Source organism: Rhizobium sp. AB2/73 (genome assembly GCF_020871915.1).
Taxonomy (GTDB): domain Bacteria; phylum Pseudomonadota; class Alphaproteobacteria; order Rhizobiales; family Rhizobiaceae; genus Rhizobium; species Rhizobium dioscoreae.
The window spans coordinates 41,715-56,335 of the sequence record NZ_CP067076.1 but is presented as its reverse complement, the minus strand read 5'-3'; the positions used below and the strand labels follow the sequence as shown (position 1 = coordinate 56,335).

Below are 14,621 nucleotides of genomic sequence, written 5' to 3'. Positions count from 1 at the left end.
AAAGAACCCAACGAAGCGGAAAAACATCATGGACGTTTTCGCTGCTACCGTTCCAGACCCAGAGACAGCCTGAATATGAAACGGCCCTGAGAGTTTCCGCTCTCAGGGCCGATAAACTTATCTTGCCAGAAGGCCTAGAATGGCCAAAAGCCCGCAAGGTACTGGGTCATGTCTGCGAACCAGGTCGCGGCCGCTTCATACCATCCGACAACCGTCTTATACGCAAAGCCGATAGCAGCAAGAGCAGCAACAAAGGCGAAAATCGCAACGATACCTTTTCCTACGGCTTCGTCCGACTTTCTGTTCTCAGTCTGAATTACGTATCGGTTTGTCATAGCCTATCACCGCTCATGATCGTCACGATCGCGGTCCCTCTTTTCGTTTTGCTCCCGCTCAAGTTCTTCAAGACGAGGCACGTGCTGCTGCGCAGGGTCAGTTCGCGTGGTTTCTCCCGCTTTCTGTCCAGCCTCACGCTCCTGTTTTACACGATCTTGCTGCTTGTTTGTAGCCTCGATTGTGTCGGCCAGCTCGTGCGCCTCGCGCTCGCTTGGAAGTTCGCCCCGGTCTTCTTCCGCATCAAGCTGAAGGTCACGCTGACGATCGTCAGGAACATCAGACGTGGAAGCGGTTTTGTTGGTCGTGCTTTCGTCTGTCCGACCGTCTTCCCGGTCGATTTTTTCGACTTCGCTGCGAAGCTCTGGATCCTCGACAGCAACATCGCGAAGGTAGGCGTTTCCGTCGGCCGCGAGCTCGGCGGCACGCCGAAGGGCTGACCTGAGCCCGGTCTCGTACATTTCGAGGTCTTCTTCAGAAAACTCACCCGACTGTACCAGCGCGATACCTTCTCTGAAATGCTCGACATCGATCATCGCATCATTGCCAGCCTCAACAACCGCTTCGCCATGCTTGGCAACAGCCTCATCCCACTTCTTGCTGACCTCGTCAGCCTCGTTGGCGAGGCTTTGGGTGTCATCGCGGACAGCGTCCGCGGCGATGGCTTCACCTCGTCCCTCTGCTCCCACACGCTGATCCGGGGCGTCACTAGGCGGTTCCCGATCCGCGTCGTTGCCAATCTGTCTGTCATTAACGCGCTCGGTGAGCTCGAGCATTTCACGGCGGAGATCCACAATTTCGCGGGCCGTAGTTGCAACCTCATCGAAACCGGCCCTGTCATCGGGTCCAGCGCTTCGCTCAAGTCTGAACAGAGCCGTTTCGACAGTCTTTTCGTATGATTCAAACTCCTGGCGTGTCTGCTCGCGCATGTCCTCTGCCTCCAAAAGCATCTTCTGCAATGATATCATATTTGTACGGAAATCGCCGCCGAAATCCGAGTGAACGACTGTTGAATTGTTTGCAGAATCGATCTCCCTGAGCCCGGTCTCAATGACATCACGATGTTCAGCTGCAAATGCTACAGTTCGCCTATCACCTGAAACCGCAGCTATCTTTTGCCACGTCTCCTGAGCCTTGACCGTATACTGCCGGCTGCGATCACTTGACGCTACGGTGCGTCGGCCTGATCGCTTTGCGTCGTAACGAGCCTGAGCGGGCTCACTTGTTCCAACATGCTCGGTCCTGCCGTCGCGGTTTACGGCCCTTACCTGGTTGCGTGTGTACGCAGGCGCGGAGGCAAACTCCCGTCGATCCGTCATTTCCATATTGATGCCGTGATCGCGCGCCTTCTCGGCCATCACTTCACGCCATTGGCGGAAGGTTGCCGGCGTTGTCTCGATGCGGTCCCCGGCTTCTGATCGCATCGTGACGATTGCATGAGCATGGACGTGCGGACGCTTACCCCCCTCCCCTGCTTCCTTGGTGTCGGTTTCAGGGTCGTGCATCGCAAAGACGTACCGATGTCCAGCAAATTGGTCAGCGAGGAAATCACGAACAGCGCCTTCAAAGGCTCCTGCATCTGTTCCGGCACGGGCCGACATGATGACATGCATCACATCACGGCTTTTGCGGCTATGAAGCTCTTCGCGCCACTCTTTTTGAACGAGATCACCTGCCGCCTTGCCGTCTGCTATTAAACGACCGCGATCGTCCCGAACTTCCCCATTGTCCGCGATAAGCTCCCGAACTTTCGTGGTGCCGTAATCGACACCGTTTCCATACCCGCCGAAGGAAAACCTTGCAGCGCCCTGACCTGCGACCGCGCTAGCGTCAAAACGTTGCTGCACGATCCCGGCTGCCTTGGCGTCTGCTGTAAGTCTCTCACCCTGCCCGCTACGAAGAACGACAAGGCCATTAATCCTCAATGAGCCATCACCGCGCTCTGCAACGGCGTAAGCATAGCGGCGATCGCCAAAGCCGCTCGATAGGATATCTCGCACTCGTCCGTACAAATCCTCTCCATCCGCACTTGCTGCGATCTCAACCGAGAAGCTTCCAATATCACGGCTCTCGGTCCGGTTCTGAAAGAGGTGGTTCCAGTCGCCCCGAACACGAGCAAGATCTTCACGGCCTTCAAGCTTCTCGCCGTTCTCGTTCTCGACCTTCAATTCTCCACCACGGGAGACGTAGTTGAGCATCGACCCAACGCGTGCGCCGCCGCCATAGGAGGCCATTTTCACAACAGCTGGCTGACTACCCTTCGCGACGCTCGCAAGACGCGCCTCCATCGGGCGGCTGGAAGCCGTCGCGCTTCCAGAGGGCATTGAGATCCGGGGAAACTGCATGCGGGGAATCCGCATAGGCTTAGCCTTAGGTCCACCTCCCCCACGCCTGACCTCCTTAATCTGATGGACGTACTTGAAGAGGTTTTCCTCAGATTGCTGCGCCTTCCCCCCAAGTGACATCTCATGCAGTAGCGCTGCACGCTTCTGCTCCCACTCACTTGTGAACGCTCCAAAGAAGAACTCCACCCTATTCCTCCCCCCGACGCTGGTAGCCAGCACGTCTTGAAAGCGATCGGAGTTCAAGCATTACAGCGGCCTGAATAGACTGAACGTTAGCAAGGTTGATATCCAGCTCGCTCGGATGAACAGCCTTCCCGCTGTTCAGGGCTCGCGCGACCTGGTTCAAGTTCACACCGATCTTGCGCATATCTTCCAGCAATGCCGCCATGATAAGCCGGTCATCACGCGTCAAGATCGGCCGGACGCCCGCGCCCTCAAGCAACAGCGAACGGAAAAATGCGGACACGCTCATATCAGCCGCTTTGGCCGCCTCTTCGATCTTTCCATGTTCGGCATCCGTCAAGCGCACGTTTACAAGCCGGTCTTTACGGGCCTTAGTCGCAGACGTCACCAAACTGTTTTCACTCATCAGCCGAAGGCCTTTCCAGAGCAACGCGAAGGCATCGAGGGCCAGTCCCTCGATAGCAGCAACCAAAATGTAAAACATTTTTGCGTATCCTGCCACCCTTAAAGTCATTAAAATACCAACACCTCTCATCCAACTCCTCGCCCACTGATTCCGACGCTTACGCATCGGCTTCAAAGCATTGAAACGCTCACCAGGGTTCACCGCCAAAACCGCTAAGAAGCCCTTGGTATGGCAGCCGTACTCACCCGCAAGGGACGCTGCGCTCTACGCCCTTGCGGCTTCCGTTCGCCTACCAAAGTCGGCCTTCACGCGGCTCCGGGGTTCACCACTCGAACAGGTCACACGAGGAGACCACACGACAAGTCGTGTGGTTTCTAAGTGTGTATTATCCGTTCTCTCTATCATCATGAGTGAAAAGCACGATCAAAACACTTCACACGACGATGTCATGTAATCGTATCGTGGCTTCGATCTTAACCTCGTAGTTGACATATAGTGTGGCAACATCTTAGGTTAACAGCGTGCGGCCTCATCGTAGCGCACTCGCATGGCGCAGCATCGTGTTTCTGTGTCGTGGTTAAGATTTTAACAACCGTTGGAATGCTAGATGTGGGCACACCGTTGAGAAGATCGTAAACACGATCGATTTACACGGGCGCGCTCGGGCCTTCAGAGGACTGGACGAATTTCTTTTGGGCTAGCAAAGGAAGCAGCTATGACGATTTGTATGTCCGCAGTGAGCGGTAAAGGCGGCGCAGGGAAAACAACTGCCGTGATCCTGCTAGCCGGAGAGTATGCTCTCGAAGGCAAGTCGGTTCTGCTCATCGACGCGGATGGTCGCCAAAATCTATCGACGTGGTTTCAACGGTCGATTGACAAGGACAACCAGCCAGACGGCATAACCCTAGTCACCGCAGCCCAGGATGCCGGTATTCGGCAGATCCTCGAACGGGACGCCGCAAAATACGATGTGGTGATCATGGACTCGCCCGGTCAGGACACCGTTACGAGGGATACTATCATCGCAGGCTCTCATGTTGTGGTTACGCCGGTCCAGCCATCGCAGGATGAGATTGTTGCCGCAGGGCAAGCCGCAAGCGACGTGGCGGACATGAGCGATCGAGTAGGGCGGGACATTCCTCACCTCATCTACCGGACACGGATCAGTATGCCGAACCGTGCACTTGAGGAATATCGGTTGATCCGTCCGTTCGTCGCGAACCTTCAGGAGGGTGGCTATAATTCGCATCTCCTCGAAACAGAGCTCGTTGAACGAAACCCTTATCGAGAGATCCGAACCGGCTACGGGACCCTGCAGATGCTGGAGCTCACAGAGTCCGTGAAAAAGGCACGGGCAGAAGTTCTTGCTCTCAAGCAGGAAGTCGAAGGCTTTCTCCTTCCTCCAGACCAACGCAAAGGGTTTAACTGATGGTAAAACGAGACACGAGCGTAACAGATTTTGCGGTTGCCCCTCGCAAGCCGCGTCAGGAGCCGACAGCTGCTCAGGCTGCTCCGGCACAACCTCCAAAGGATGCGCCCATAGCTCCCGAGGCCGCGATCGACCACGCGACAAGAGCCGTTGAAACTATTGCGGAAGCCCCTGATCAGGCGGACAGCAAGCCCGTACCGGAACAACGCTCCGAAAAACTCATTTCCCCCGATGAAGAGGTTCGCCGCGAGCGCACCACGACGCGGGCACTCCGCCAGGAGGCATCGCGTCTGCGCTTGCAAGACTTGAAGCAGACAAAGGCGAGGGAAAGCAAACACTTCGTGAACTGCCCATTGGATTTCGAAACGAAACAGCGGCTTGCGCGCGCTGCAACGGAGAACGAAGTGAAAATGACAGTCATCATCAAAACAGCCATAGACCAATACTTGCGGGACAACGGGTATTGATCCTGGACCCCAAATTCCTACTTGGCGTTGCGCTGGGCGGAGTGCTCGGAGTTCTCCTTGCGCCGCAAGCCGCATTGGTCGGAATAGATCTCCCCGCCCTTAAACATTCCATTTTGGCGCGAACAGTGAACAGCACGGATGTAACCGATAAGGGCGACTGGCCGACTGACCAAGCGGCCAAGGAGCAACTGTTTATCGTATCCAAATGGGATATAGAAAACTACGGCTCCCAGTCGTCAGTCCACGTCAATCGGTGTATTAGTTTAGCTCGAAACGCCATCGCATGCGAGATGACTGCGAAACTCGGATGGATCAAAGAAGATACCCTGTTGGAGGGTGTCTTCGAGCGGAAACATGAGGATTGGTCTCTGGTTTCACTTAGAACCAAATAGCTGGATATTCTTTGGTGCGCGCTATATTGCTCTGTTCGAGGCAGTAAATATATACCAACACTGAGTTCGCCAATTTGGCTTAGTTTGCAACTTGCCGCCGATTGTACACCTTACCCCCAAATTGATAGAAAGATGATTTGGTGATTCATAGGAACAGACTGCTGCCAAGTTGGTTCAGCTTGGTACATAATACCGCTCGAAAAGCGGATTGAGGCTGAGGGTGATGTCGGAAACGCGGGACCTAATCAAATACAAAAGTTCAAAGGGCCTCGTTGAGACCACTGACGATGAAGTAGACCGGCCGCTTTATCGCCGCCCAGGCTTCGAAGGTATCGTGAGTTTCAAGGAAATGGACGAGAAACTTGCAGCGTTTCTGCGCAAGGCTCGCGAGGATGAAAAACTCACCAGAGAAGAATTCGCTTCCATGGTCGGTCTTTCGACAGCCGTGTACGGTCGCTATGAACGCGCGTTTTCACGGATGACAGTCACACGGATGATCCATTTGTGTGAGCTTCTTGGCTTCCAGCCGATCGACATGCTCTTTGCCGCAGCACCTCATCTTTATGGGCGCACGCCCGAAGAGGCGAAGGATCACCTTGAGCTCTCGCACCTTACGCGGAGTCTACCGCACGAAGCCGTGCGGAATCTTATCGGTATCGTCGCACGGATGACACCTGAGGATCGCCCGGAGAGAGCGAAGACTGAAGGCCGCTAGGCGGCCTCCTTCTTACCTTTGTCCTGCATAGTGTGAAGGTAATCAGCCACGGCCTGAGCCTTGGCGGCGGCCGTGACGATCGCCCGCTTATCCTGCTTTAAAACCTTCAGCCAGCTTTCCAGATACGTTGCGGTGTTTTCGCGTGGATCGTGCTCAACGCCAAGATCCGCGCACACGAAGGCCGCCGACAGTTCCGCAACGAGCTCTTCCACGGCATAGGTCTCAGTCCCGAACCGGCCGGAAAGATCGCGATCGAGACGGTGTTTTGCGCCGGTCCAGTGACCGAGCTCGTGCAGAACCGTGCTGTAAAGATGGACTTCGCTTAGGAAGCGTTCACGGGCCGGCATCTCGATGTCATCAGGACCTGGACGATAGCAGGCGTGCTTGCCGCCATACGTGATCTTCGCGCCGGTTCGACCGATGAAGTCTTCGACATGCCCGAGGAGGGGCATTGAGCCCTCCGGAATGTCTTCGACCGGGCTTTTGAAGCGGTCGGGTAGGCCATCGATCTGCTCGACGTTGAAGACCGTGTAGCCCTTCAGGTACGGAATGCTTTTGTCGTCGGCTTCCTGCTCCTTTGGGGTGAAGGTTCCGTACTTGACGACGAGGGTTCCCTGTTCGCCCTTTCTGACCTGGCCTCCAAGATCCTGAGCCTGCCGGTAGGTCATCCAGGTGTTCTCGTCGTAGCCGGCGAGCTGGCTGGAAAGCCACAGCATAATCACGTTGATGCCGCGATAGGCTTCGCCGGTGGCGCGCTGCGGTACCGGCGAGCGGCGAACCGTTCCGCGCCAAGGGCGGATCCAGGGTTTCGTTCCTGCTTCCAGCTGCTCGATGATGGCATCCGTGATGCGCTGGTAGGTGTCCTTGCTCTGCATAGCCGTCTCCTTTTCGTTGGTTGACGGCAAAAAACGGAGATAGCCGAGACGAGGCCATGCACCCGGAGGGCCGCAACGGAGAGGAGGACCGCGGAGCGGTTGAATGGGGGAGGGGCTATCGTAGCTTGTCCGTCAATCACCCAACGAAAAGGGAGACGGCAAACACAAGGGAGCACGGACCGCAAACGGCGCTGCGGTTGCCGGTACTGCAACGGGGAGGAAGCCGGGCTAACGGTCCCTGTCGTCCCGGTCGTTCTGCTGCTGACGGGTTGCTAAATGCTGCGCTTCGACGGCCTTGAGCTCTGCGTTGTGATTTGACTGTTGTGGCGCTTGTTCAGCCTTTTGCTCGACGCTCTGAGGCTGCGCTTGGGCCTCCTGCTCCGGCCGCCCCAAGGTTCTGAAGTCAGATCGGGCGGTGAACTTCACCTCTTCGTCGTCGGCCGGAATCCGCTCCGGAAGGTCGGCGCGATCGACAGCGATAATGCCGTTCTCGGTCACAAGGGTTGCAACGCGGTTGTCATGACCGAACACCTGGCCCTCGATCTCTTCGCCCGGGCGGGCAGTCCGAACATAATGCTCGAAGGGCTTCTCGCCGACCTGCTCCAGATCCGCGAAGGCACCGCGCAGCGCCTCACGGCGGTTGGGGTCTATTGCATCTTCAATGACATGCTTCAGCGCCGGGCTGGCAGGGTCATTTGTCGTGGCAATGGACGCTTCAATCATACGGGTCTTGCTGATCACGCTCATATCGATGTCGTGCCCGTAATGCCGGCCGAGCTCTGTGATGAAGGTTTCCTGGGTCCTTCCGTTACCTTCGCGAAATGGATGCACGTAGTTCAGTTCTGACAGCGTTTTTGCGGCCCGTTCAACGAATTCTTCCCTGCTGGCGGCTCGTAGCGCCTGCGGATCGCTGATCGGCTTCAGCGCCTCATTCAGACCCATGTCTATACGCGCGCCATGCAGGAAAGACGTTCCGCCTTTTGAAAGGCCACCAATCGGCTCGACACGAGCTCCGTCAACCACCGGGCTTTCGTTTCGAGTATGACCCGCCCATTCATACACATCCTGAAATATGTGCCCGTGGATCGCCTTGAGATGAGCGGCATCAAAGTTCCCCTTGGGACCATCACCCTCAAGGATTTCCGAAATTCGGTCCTGCGTTGCACGGTACTCGACCGTGCGAAGCTCCGATTTGGATTCGATACCGAACTTGTTACGAAGGACGTTCTGGCGATCCGGATCGTCTGACGTGTTGGGATAAGTGTAGGTACCCTTGGGGTGTTCTTCAGCCATGCGTAAACCAACAAAAAGCCGTCTGCGTTAGCAGACGGCCTTGAGCCTCTTGAGACTTGAATGGAATGGAATGATCAGCCCTTGGGCTGCGGCAAGATGCGAGCGCGATACTCTTCTCGGGTGAGATCGCCGGCAACGTAAGCAGCGGTTGCCGCTTCGAGCAGGGCGTCGTCTTCCTGATAGCCTTGGCGAATGTTCATCGCGCGAGCCTGATCGGTGCTCTTCTTTCGAGCCGCTACGGCTTCCGGGGAGCGGTCGGGACGGGTGGAATGAATGTTCATCGACAAATCTCCAATTACTGTTCAACCTAACACGAAAAGGGCCAAAAATCCAGCTATTTGGCGGATTTTCAGCCTTTTCGGGGTGAGATGCCCGGTGATGAACCGGGCTTCTCTGCGCAATCAATCGCGTGGTTCCCACTCGATGATTGCCTGAAGGGTAGGATCGTCCTGGCCGGGGAACCGGCCGAGATTGGCATTGAAGCCCATGCGCTTGATCGAGATCGTGTAGTAAGGCCTGCCTTCGCCGTTCTCTTTTTTCCAAATGCCGCCTACGTCGAGGTCGTGACCTGCCGGAGACTTTGCGTAGACGCGGTGCGTCGGGGCTCTCTCGTTGGTGGAAGAAAAAGGCGTTACCTTGATGGGCAGGTCTCGCTCGATGGTGGAGATGAGGCCGGTACCGTCTGCGGTTTCGATGTTGTCGCCGTTGAACTGGATGTAGTTGGTGATGTTTTTCATGGTGGTCACTCCTCTTTGGTGGTTGCGATGAGCGTTCACAAGGCACAGCGGAAAGCGGTGCGCACCGGAGGCCGAAGCGCAGCGGAGGAGGCTGGAAGGCTGCCAAATTTGCTTCGCGAGGAAGCCAAAGGCGGGGAAATTTGGCAGACAGCCAGCTTTGCGCAAACCGCGTCGCTGTGCGAACGGGCATCAAGAGCAACCGCCTTGGAGGGGTGTCTACTGAAAGCGTCTACCAAACATCACCTGTACGACCAACAACAATAACCGCATATTCCTGCGCCAATATTATTCAACTTTTGCAAGCATACAACCAGAAACAAAGGGCTTTTCGCTCCACGGGTTAGCCAAATTGGCGCTAGAAAAGCGGACATCGACGGTTCCAGATCCAATCGTCATTGGGCTACTGATGAGAATTGGAACGGCGATAGTTGCTCGGCGCGTCGATCTCGGCCGCCCATTGGCCCAAACGTCTGCCTCGGGCGCTGTCTTCGGCCTGATGGTAAGCGTCAAGAGGCATTGAGTTGCCTCGCGGTAGATACTGCAACAGAAGTCGCGCCTGGCCGGCTTTTACCATTTCAAGGCCGATATCGGTTTGCTGGATGAAGCACTGTCCGACTAGGCGACGGTATTGGTCCTCGTCGATGATGGTGCATCTCACATGCTTCCCGTCGATAAGGCGAGAAAGATAGCTGCGAGCCTCGACACCACACGCCCATTCCGCTCCATTCTTCCAGCCCTTTTGCGAGCGCTCGCAGGCGTCAATTGCCGCAATCCTGATCCGCTGCTGTCGAATGCTGAAGGTGTCGCCATCGATCACGCGTGCTTGCCCGGAATAGTTCGCCGCGCCGGCAGATTGTGAAAACAGCAGAGCGAAAAAAAGTGCCGGAAAAACAGGGTTTTTTCTCAATTTAAAGCCTCCATAGAGTTGCGGGCGGCAAGCCCGAAGACAGAACGCGAAAGATGAAGCTCACCGGATGCCGCCCGGTCCGTCATGGCGCGCAGATACCCTCCAGGCGAGCTGACTTCTTGGCGAGAGTATTTCTCGAACGTGACGGCGATGGCGATCGCGGCCGCCTGCTGGCCCATTTGATCAACGGCGCGGAGCCGCGCGTCCTCTGAGACACCCGCCAAGCGGCAAATCTGCGGGGCGATGCGGGCGAGATCGGACCAGCTGCGTGGCGCGGTGGCAAAATAGTCTCTCAACGATGGAACCGCCCTCCACACATCATCAAGAGCAACAAACCCTTGCTGCGGGTGAGATTGCCCATTGTCTGGATCGGATCCTCTCGGCAGGCTTTCCTCAAAAGCCCTCTTGCTGGCGGAGCCAGCCTTAAACGAATTGTGTTGTCCGGCGCGAGCCGGACGCCGTTCCTCTTTACTCAGGTCAAAGGGATGGGGGTTTGTAATCTGTTTGTGCATGTCGTTTTCGACATCCGTGCATGTCATATTATCATGATCAGACGCACTCTCAGGATGTCTCGACGCCTTAAGGGAGCGTCCAACAAGCCACTCCAACAGTCGCGCTGCGCGCCTCGAAACAACCGCCGGCGCTCTGCTGGCGATGCCAACGAAGGCAGCGATACGGTCGATACGAAATGCAAGGCTAGCGAGGGCGGTTTCCGTCATATCGGCGGCATTCGCTAGCGCGTAACGGGCGCTCCTGAGTGCGTCCCTGAAGCGGCGCGCTGCGGCGTCGTTGGCGCGCTTCTCCTCACGCTTCTGCCGCACAAGAGCGTCGAGCTCACGATAGCGGGCAATCAGCACACGCAAATCGATGCCACAAGCGTCCGAAATTTCACCTTCGCCGTCCCTGATCGGATAGCGCTTGAAATTCGCACTATCCTGCATCGTGACAAGCCCGGCATCAAACAACCTCGAAAGGATACGGCTGACCCGCCCAGGCGAGCGGTTGATTTCGAACCCAAGTTGATTGTTTGACTTGAACACAATGGGTCGTCCGCCCTTGTCGAAGGCATCGGCCCGGGCGGTGTTGATGATCACTGTAAGGAGATGGCTTTCGGTACTGGTGATGAGGCCAGTGCATGGAAGGCTTTGTGACAACACGGCCAACTGGCCGCGCGTCACCGTTCCGACTTCCGTTGACTGTGCCAGTCGCCGGAACTCGGCTCTCTCCTTTGTCATTCTGCGGCCAGTCAGCCGCTTGTTCGTGAGGGTTTCCCTCATTGTCCTGTCTCCTATTCGAGGGACCAGACAAAGCTTCGCCGTTCACCGAAAAGGCGTTTTTCTTGTTGACAGTGGAAGGAGGGTCTGCGAAAACAAATCTGCTTAATTATTTGGTTTTTGCGGACCGCTTCCGGGTTTTCTCGGGAGCGGTTTTCTTTTTTCTGGGCCGGTGTGTTCTCCAAAAATTGGGTTAAACTGTGCGAGTCGGAACATATCTGATTCCGGCTAAGTGCGATACATAGCCCGATTACCCAACTTGGCGCAACGATTGAGCTTTCTCTCAATCGGAATTGGCGCATGAATGCGGTTTTTTCGCCTATAACCCCTGTAAATTGTGGGTTTATATTCGCATCGACGTGCGCGAGAGCTTGCGGCGACGTTACCGAAATGGCTCAAACTCTCGGTTAATAGTGCCTTAAAAGGCTTTTTGACCTCGGGTGGGAAGGAGAGTTTGAGAGGAGGGGGCCTGGGCCTCCTCTCAACGGAGCGGCGCGTTCCGCGACGATCCGGACCTATGAACCGGCTTTCCATCCCCGTATTGCACTAAGGTTGCAAATAACAGAACGCCCGCCTTCGGTATCGAACCAAGGACGGGCGGGGCTATGGGGCGAAGGATCAGGCGGTTTAAGCCTGTTCCTCAAAGAACGTGGGCGGAAGGTTGAAAGCTTCCAGCGCCGTGTTGACTGCCGTTTGAACATCACTCCAATCCACATGCTCTGGATCGGACAGGTACGCTTGAATGAGTTGGCAGCAGCATTCGGCGGCTTTGGTAGGGTCGGGGACTTGATCGAACATGACTGGCTCGTGTCGAGAGGGGAGCCGGTCACGCTGGAGGACGTGACCGGCTGACAGCAGCGCGGCTATTCCGCTGCCATCGGGAAGGGCTGCTCATCCTCCGAACGGAGTTCCGTCTGTTCCTTCTCGGCCTTCGGATCGGGCGCGATCCGCACCAGCGACGGAAGCCAGTTGGACCCCTTGATGGCAGTTTCGGCAAAAGCCGCCGCCTCGGCCTTCTTCATACCTGCGACACGCGAAGCGAAATCAGCGCCTCTCACTTCTGCCACCGCTGCTTGAATGCTCACGCGGTTCAGGCTCGAAAAATAGCTTTCGGCTGTCGTCTCGAACCAGTCGGTCATATCAACCTTTAGGGTGCGCCCGATCTGGTCGGCATGGGCGCATGCGTCCTTGCGGAAGCTATGTTTCGTCTCGACGGCATTGAGGGTGTGCGCGGCGGCATAGGCCAGCAGCCCCAAAAGCTCCGACTGCGGCTTTTCGAGAAGATGGTCCCATAGGTCTTCCGGCTCACCGGGGAGTTGATAACCGAAGTTTTCGGCAATCCGGTCCCATTCCTCGGTCGCCCGACTTGCATCCGGCCTTTTCATCGAACCTTGCAGACGCTCATGCGTCACGGCGATCTGCAATGCGGTCATCCCTCGCGAACGGCCATAGGTGCCGGGATAAACGAGATCGAGCAACATGGCGTGAACGACGCTGACCAAAGCCACGTCGGGATTGTTGGCAAGTTCGACGCGCAGCGCTGCGGTCTTCTGCGCTGTCAGGTCTTCGACCAGCACAGCAGAGTGGACGATCGTCGGCGCGCCGACTTCCTCAACCTTTTCGGAAGCCTCGGACCCGCTATCGTCATCCTCCGTTTCCGATTGCTCTGTATGTTCGTCATCACCCGGTTTGCGGATGCCAACGGCAATATCCGCCCTTCCGTAGTAGTCCAAGGAAACGACAACCCCGCTTATCGCCTTGTCCTCGTCGGAAAAGACCTCCTGCATCGAGTCCAGTTCGTCTAGTCGTGCGCTGATGGCGTCGACGCGTTCGGAATGGCTTTCGTCGCCCTCGTCACGGTTCATGAGCTCTACGAGTTCATCGTGCTCGGCGCACAGGCGCAAACGTTCCGATTGTTCGTCAGGGGAAAGCTCGATCTGTTTCGGATAGACGCGAGGGACCCCGAAAATCCAGTCGGGCCGCTGCATATAGGTTTCGACAAATTTCCAGCCCTGCGACAAAAACGGCTCCGCTACCGCTGCTAGCTTCTCACTGACCAGCTTTTCAACCAGTATGACGTCAAGCGCGAACCCGCCGCCCTGCGCGTCGAACAGGTCGCGGCGCACCGCACCTCCTGCCTGTTCATAGACATCGAGGCCGCCGATGAACTTGATACGCTTGTCGCTTCCGGCAATTTCGTCGGTCATCAGCGCCGACTTGATCCGCGAGATATCGCGGCTCCACCGATCAAGAGAGTCCCAGACCTGTTCCTGACGCTCATGATCATCGCAGACCGTGAAGGCGGTCAGCTGCTCAAATGTCATTTCGTCGTTGCGAAACAGGTCCAGCAAGACCGGCGAGACCTTCGCCAAAGCCAATCGGCGGCGAACGATGATTTCAGTGACACCGAACCGGGCAGCGATATCCGCGATGGCCTTACCCTCGTTGACCATGGCCTGAAACGCTACATACTGGTCAGCAGGGTGCATTTCCTCACGCTGCACATTCTCGGTCAGGCTAAGCTCTGTCGCCTCGTCGGCTGTCTTTACGATAGCGTTCACGGCATAATCGGCTGCGATCTGGCCGCGCTCGACAAGGAGCAACAGGGCAGCGCGCCGACGACCGCCCGCCGTAACAAAATAGCGGCCCTTGGGAGCCTTGCGCACGACGATGTTCTGAACAACACCATTGGCGAGAATGGATGCTGCGAGGCTTTCGACGCCCTCGGCCTTGTAGGTTTTGCGGACGTTTTTCGGGTCCGTATCAAGCTTGCTAAGCGGAATGCTGACAATCTCGGTCATAGGTCAATCTCCAAAGTTTTCCCGGTTCCCTTGGGAGCAAGCCCCGCTAGTGGGCGAAGCCTCTGCCTACGTTCCGTAGGATGTGCCCCCACATCCGGCGGAACGAAGGGGGAGGGCGCAGCCCGCTCCCGTCAGGGGGTGGAGCGGGTCATGGGTCCGGAGGAGGGAAAAACGGAAGGTTCGCCGGCTCGGCGGTGAAAGCCGTTTTTCCAGACGAGGGACAGCGCTTGCGCGCTTGCCCATTGGCGCGATCCGCGACCTGTCGTAAGAGCGGATAAGTATGAAAAATCGTGCGTCCGCTTATCGGACGCTCATTCCAGAAGTGAACCGGCCAGCCGGTTCCCCGGATCGATCTGCCCGCTGCGCTCCGAGTGTTGGGCGCTCCGCTTCACGGGCAGATCTGGTTCAATGTGGATTAGCGCAATGAGAAAGTGAACCAGAGCGCCGCTCGGCGTGCCGATAGG

General features: G+C 56.7%; 13 protein-coding genes. 3 read left to right on the top strand and 10 right to left on the bottom strand.

Annotated features, from left to right (window positions below; genetic code table 11):
* Positions 1 to 341: 341 nt before the first annotated feature.
* Both I8E17_RS35055 and mobC read right to left on the bottom strand, forming a co-directional pair.
* Positions 342 to 2,864 (bottom strand): conjugal transfer protein TraA, encoded by a 2,523-nt coding sequence (locus I8E17_RS35055; RefSeq protein WP_219511905.1) that lies wholly within the window; start codon positions 2,862 to 2,864, stop codon positions 342 to 344.
* A gap of 1 nt (position 2,865) precedes the next feature.
* Positions 2,866 to 3,267 carry a plasmid mobilization relaxosome protein MobC gene (mobC, locus tag I8E17_RS35050; RefSeq protein ID WP_045232556.1) on the bottom strand — a complete coding sequence of 134 codons (402 nt, stop codon included), beginning with the start codon at positions 3,265 to 3,267 and terminating at the stop codon, positions 2,866 to 2,868.
* Positions 3,268 to 3,982: 715 nt separating this feature from the next.
* On the opposite strand from mobC, the gene I8E17_RS35045 reads away from it, so the two are divergent.
* The 3 genes from I8E17_RS35045 (at position 3,983) to I8E17_RS35035 (ending at position 6,270) form a co-directional block, all read left to right on the top strand.
* On the top strand, positions 3,983 to 4,696 hold the full coding sequence (locus tag I8E17_RS35045) for a ParA family protein (protein ID WP_174048348.1): 714 nt from the start codon (positions 3,983 to 3,985) through the stop codon (positions 4,694 to 4,696).
* Entirely contained in the window at positions 4,696 to 5,163 is a 468-nt protein-coding gene (locus tag I8E17_RS35040; protein ID WP_219511987.1) for a hypothetical protein, read from the top strand. Before I8E17_RS35045 ends, I8E17_RS35040 begins: the two co-directional genes overlap by 1 nt.
* 615 nt (positions 5,164 to 5,778) lie before the next feature.
* Positions 5,779 to 6,270: a helix-turn-helix transcriptional regulator gene (locus I8E17_RS35035; protein ID WP_219511984.1), complete on the top strand. Its 492-nt coding sequence runs from the start codon at positions 5,779 to 5,781 to the stop codon at positions 6,268 to 6,270.
* Here the strand turns inward: I8E17_RS35035 and I8E17_RS35030 are convergent.
* The 8 genes from I8E17_RS35030 to I8E17_RS34995 form a co-directional block, all read right to left on the bottom strand.
* A complete protein-coding gene (locus I8E17_RS35030; protein WP_219511907.1) occupies positions 6,267 to 7,145 on the bottom strand; it encodes a zincin-like metallopeptidase domain-containing protein in 879 nt (292 codons plus the stop codon). The genes I8E17_RS35035 and I8E17_RS35030 overlap by 4 nt on opposite strands.
* A 228-nt stretch (positions 7,146 to 7,373) precedes the next feature.
* Positions 7,374 to 8,438 (bottom strand): Fic family protein, encoded by a 1,065-nt coding sequence (locus I8E17_RS35025; RefSeq protein ID WP_219511910.1) that lies wholly within the window; start codon positions 8,436 to 8,438, stop codon positions 7,374 to 7,376.
* Positions 8,439 to 8,512: 74 nt separating this feature from the next.
* Complete coding sequence (locus I8E17_RS35020; RefSeq protein ID WP_071207563.1) at positions 8,513 to 8,719, bottom strand: antitoxin VbhA family protein; 207 nt, start codon at positions 8,717 to 8,719, stop codon at positions 8,513 to 8,515.
* Positions 8,720 to 8,839: 120 nt separating this feature from the next.
* On the bottom strand, positions 8,840 to 9,175 hold the full coding sequence (locus I8E17_RS35015; protein ID WP_174048353.1) for a DUF736 family protein: 336 nt from the start codon (positions 9,173 to 9,175) through the stop codon (positions 8,840 to 8,842).
* A gap of 400 nt (positions 9,176 to 9,575) precedes the next feature.
* Positions 9,576 to 10,082, bottom strand: a complete 507-nt coding sequence (locus tag I8E17_RS35010; RefSeq protein WP_219511912.1) for a thermonuclease family protein — start codon at positions 10,080 to 10,082, stop codon at positions 9,576 to 9,578.
* The gene (gene repC / locus I8E17_RS35005; protein ID WP_219511914.1) at positions 10,079 to 11,359 is read right to left on the bottom strand and encodes a plasmid replication protein RepC; all 1,281 of its coding nucleotides are present in this window, start codon (positions 11,357 to 11,359) and stop codon (positions 10,079 to 10,081) included. The genes I8E17_RS35010 and repC overlap by 4 nt, the downstream gene beginning before the upstream one ends.
* Positions 11,360 to 11,983: 624 nt before the next feature.
* Positions 11,984 to 12,154: a hypothetical protein gene (locus tag I8E17_RS35000; RefSeq protein ID WP_219511916.1), complete on the bottom strand. Its 171-nt coding sequence runs from the start codon at positions 12,152 to 12,154 to the stop codon at positions 11,984 to 11,986.
* Positions 12,155 to 12,219: 65 nt separating this feature from the next.
* Complete coding sequence (locus I8E17_RS34995) at positions 12,220 to 14,157, bottom strand: ParB/RepB/Spo0J family partition protein (protein ID WP_219511918.1); 1,938 nt, start codon at positions 14,155 to 14,157, stop codon at positions 12,220 to 12,222.
* Between the last annotated feature and the right edge of the window lie 464 nt (positions 14,158 to 14,621).

Coding starts and splice junctions, on each gene's coding strand:
- mobC (WP_045232556.1), bottom strand. CDS start 3,267: ATGAGTGAAAACAGTTTGGTGACGTCTGCGACTAAGGCCCGTAAAGAC.
- I8E17_RS35045 (WP_174048348.1), top strand. CDS start 3,983: ATGACGATTTGTATGTCCGCAGTGAGCGGTAAAGGCGGCGCAGGGAAA.
- I8E17_RS35040 (WP_219511987.1), top strand. CDS start 4,696: ATGGTAAAACGAGACACGAGCGTAACAGATTTTGCGGTTGCCCCTCGC.
- I8E17_RS35035 (WP_219511984.1), top strand. CDS start 5,779: ATGTCGGAAACGCGGGACCTAATCAAATACAAAAGTTCAAAGGGCCTC.
- I8E17_RS35030 (WP_219511907.1), bottom strand. CDS start 7,145: ATGCAGAGCAAGGACACCTACCAGCGCATCACGGATGCCATCATCGAG.
- I8E17_RS35025 (WP_219511910.1), bottom strand. CDS start 8,438: ATGGCTGAAGAACACCCCAAGGGTACCTACACTTATCCCAACACGTCA.
- I8E17_RS35020 (WP_071207563.1), bottom strand. CDS start 8,719: ATGAACATTCATTCCACCCGTCCCGACCGCTCCCCGGAAGCCGTAGCG.
- I8E17_RS35015 (WP_174048353.1), bottom strand. CDS start 9,175: ATGAAAAACATCACCAACTACATCCAGTTCAACGGCGACAACATCGAA.
- repC (WP_219511914.1), bottom strand. CDS start 11,359: ATGAGGGAAACCCTCACGAACAAGCGGCTGACTGGCCGCAGAATGACA.
- I8E17_RS35000 (WP_219511916.1), bottom strand. CDS start 12,154: ATGTTCGATCAAGTCCCCGACCCTACCAAAGCCGCCGAATGCTGCTGC.
- I8E17_RS34995 (WP_219511918.1), bottom strand. CDS start 14,157: ATGACCGAGATTGTCAGCATTCCGCTTAGCAAGCTTGATACGGACCCG.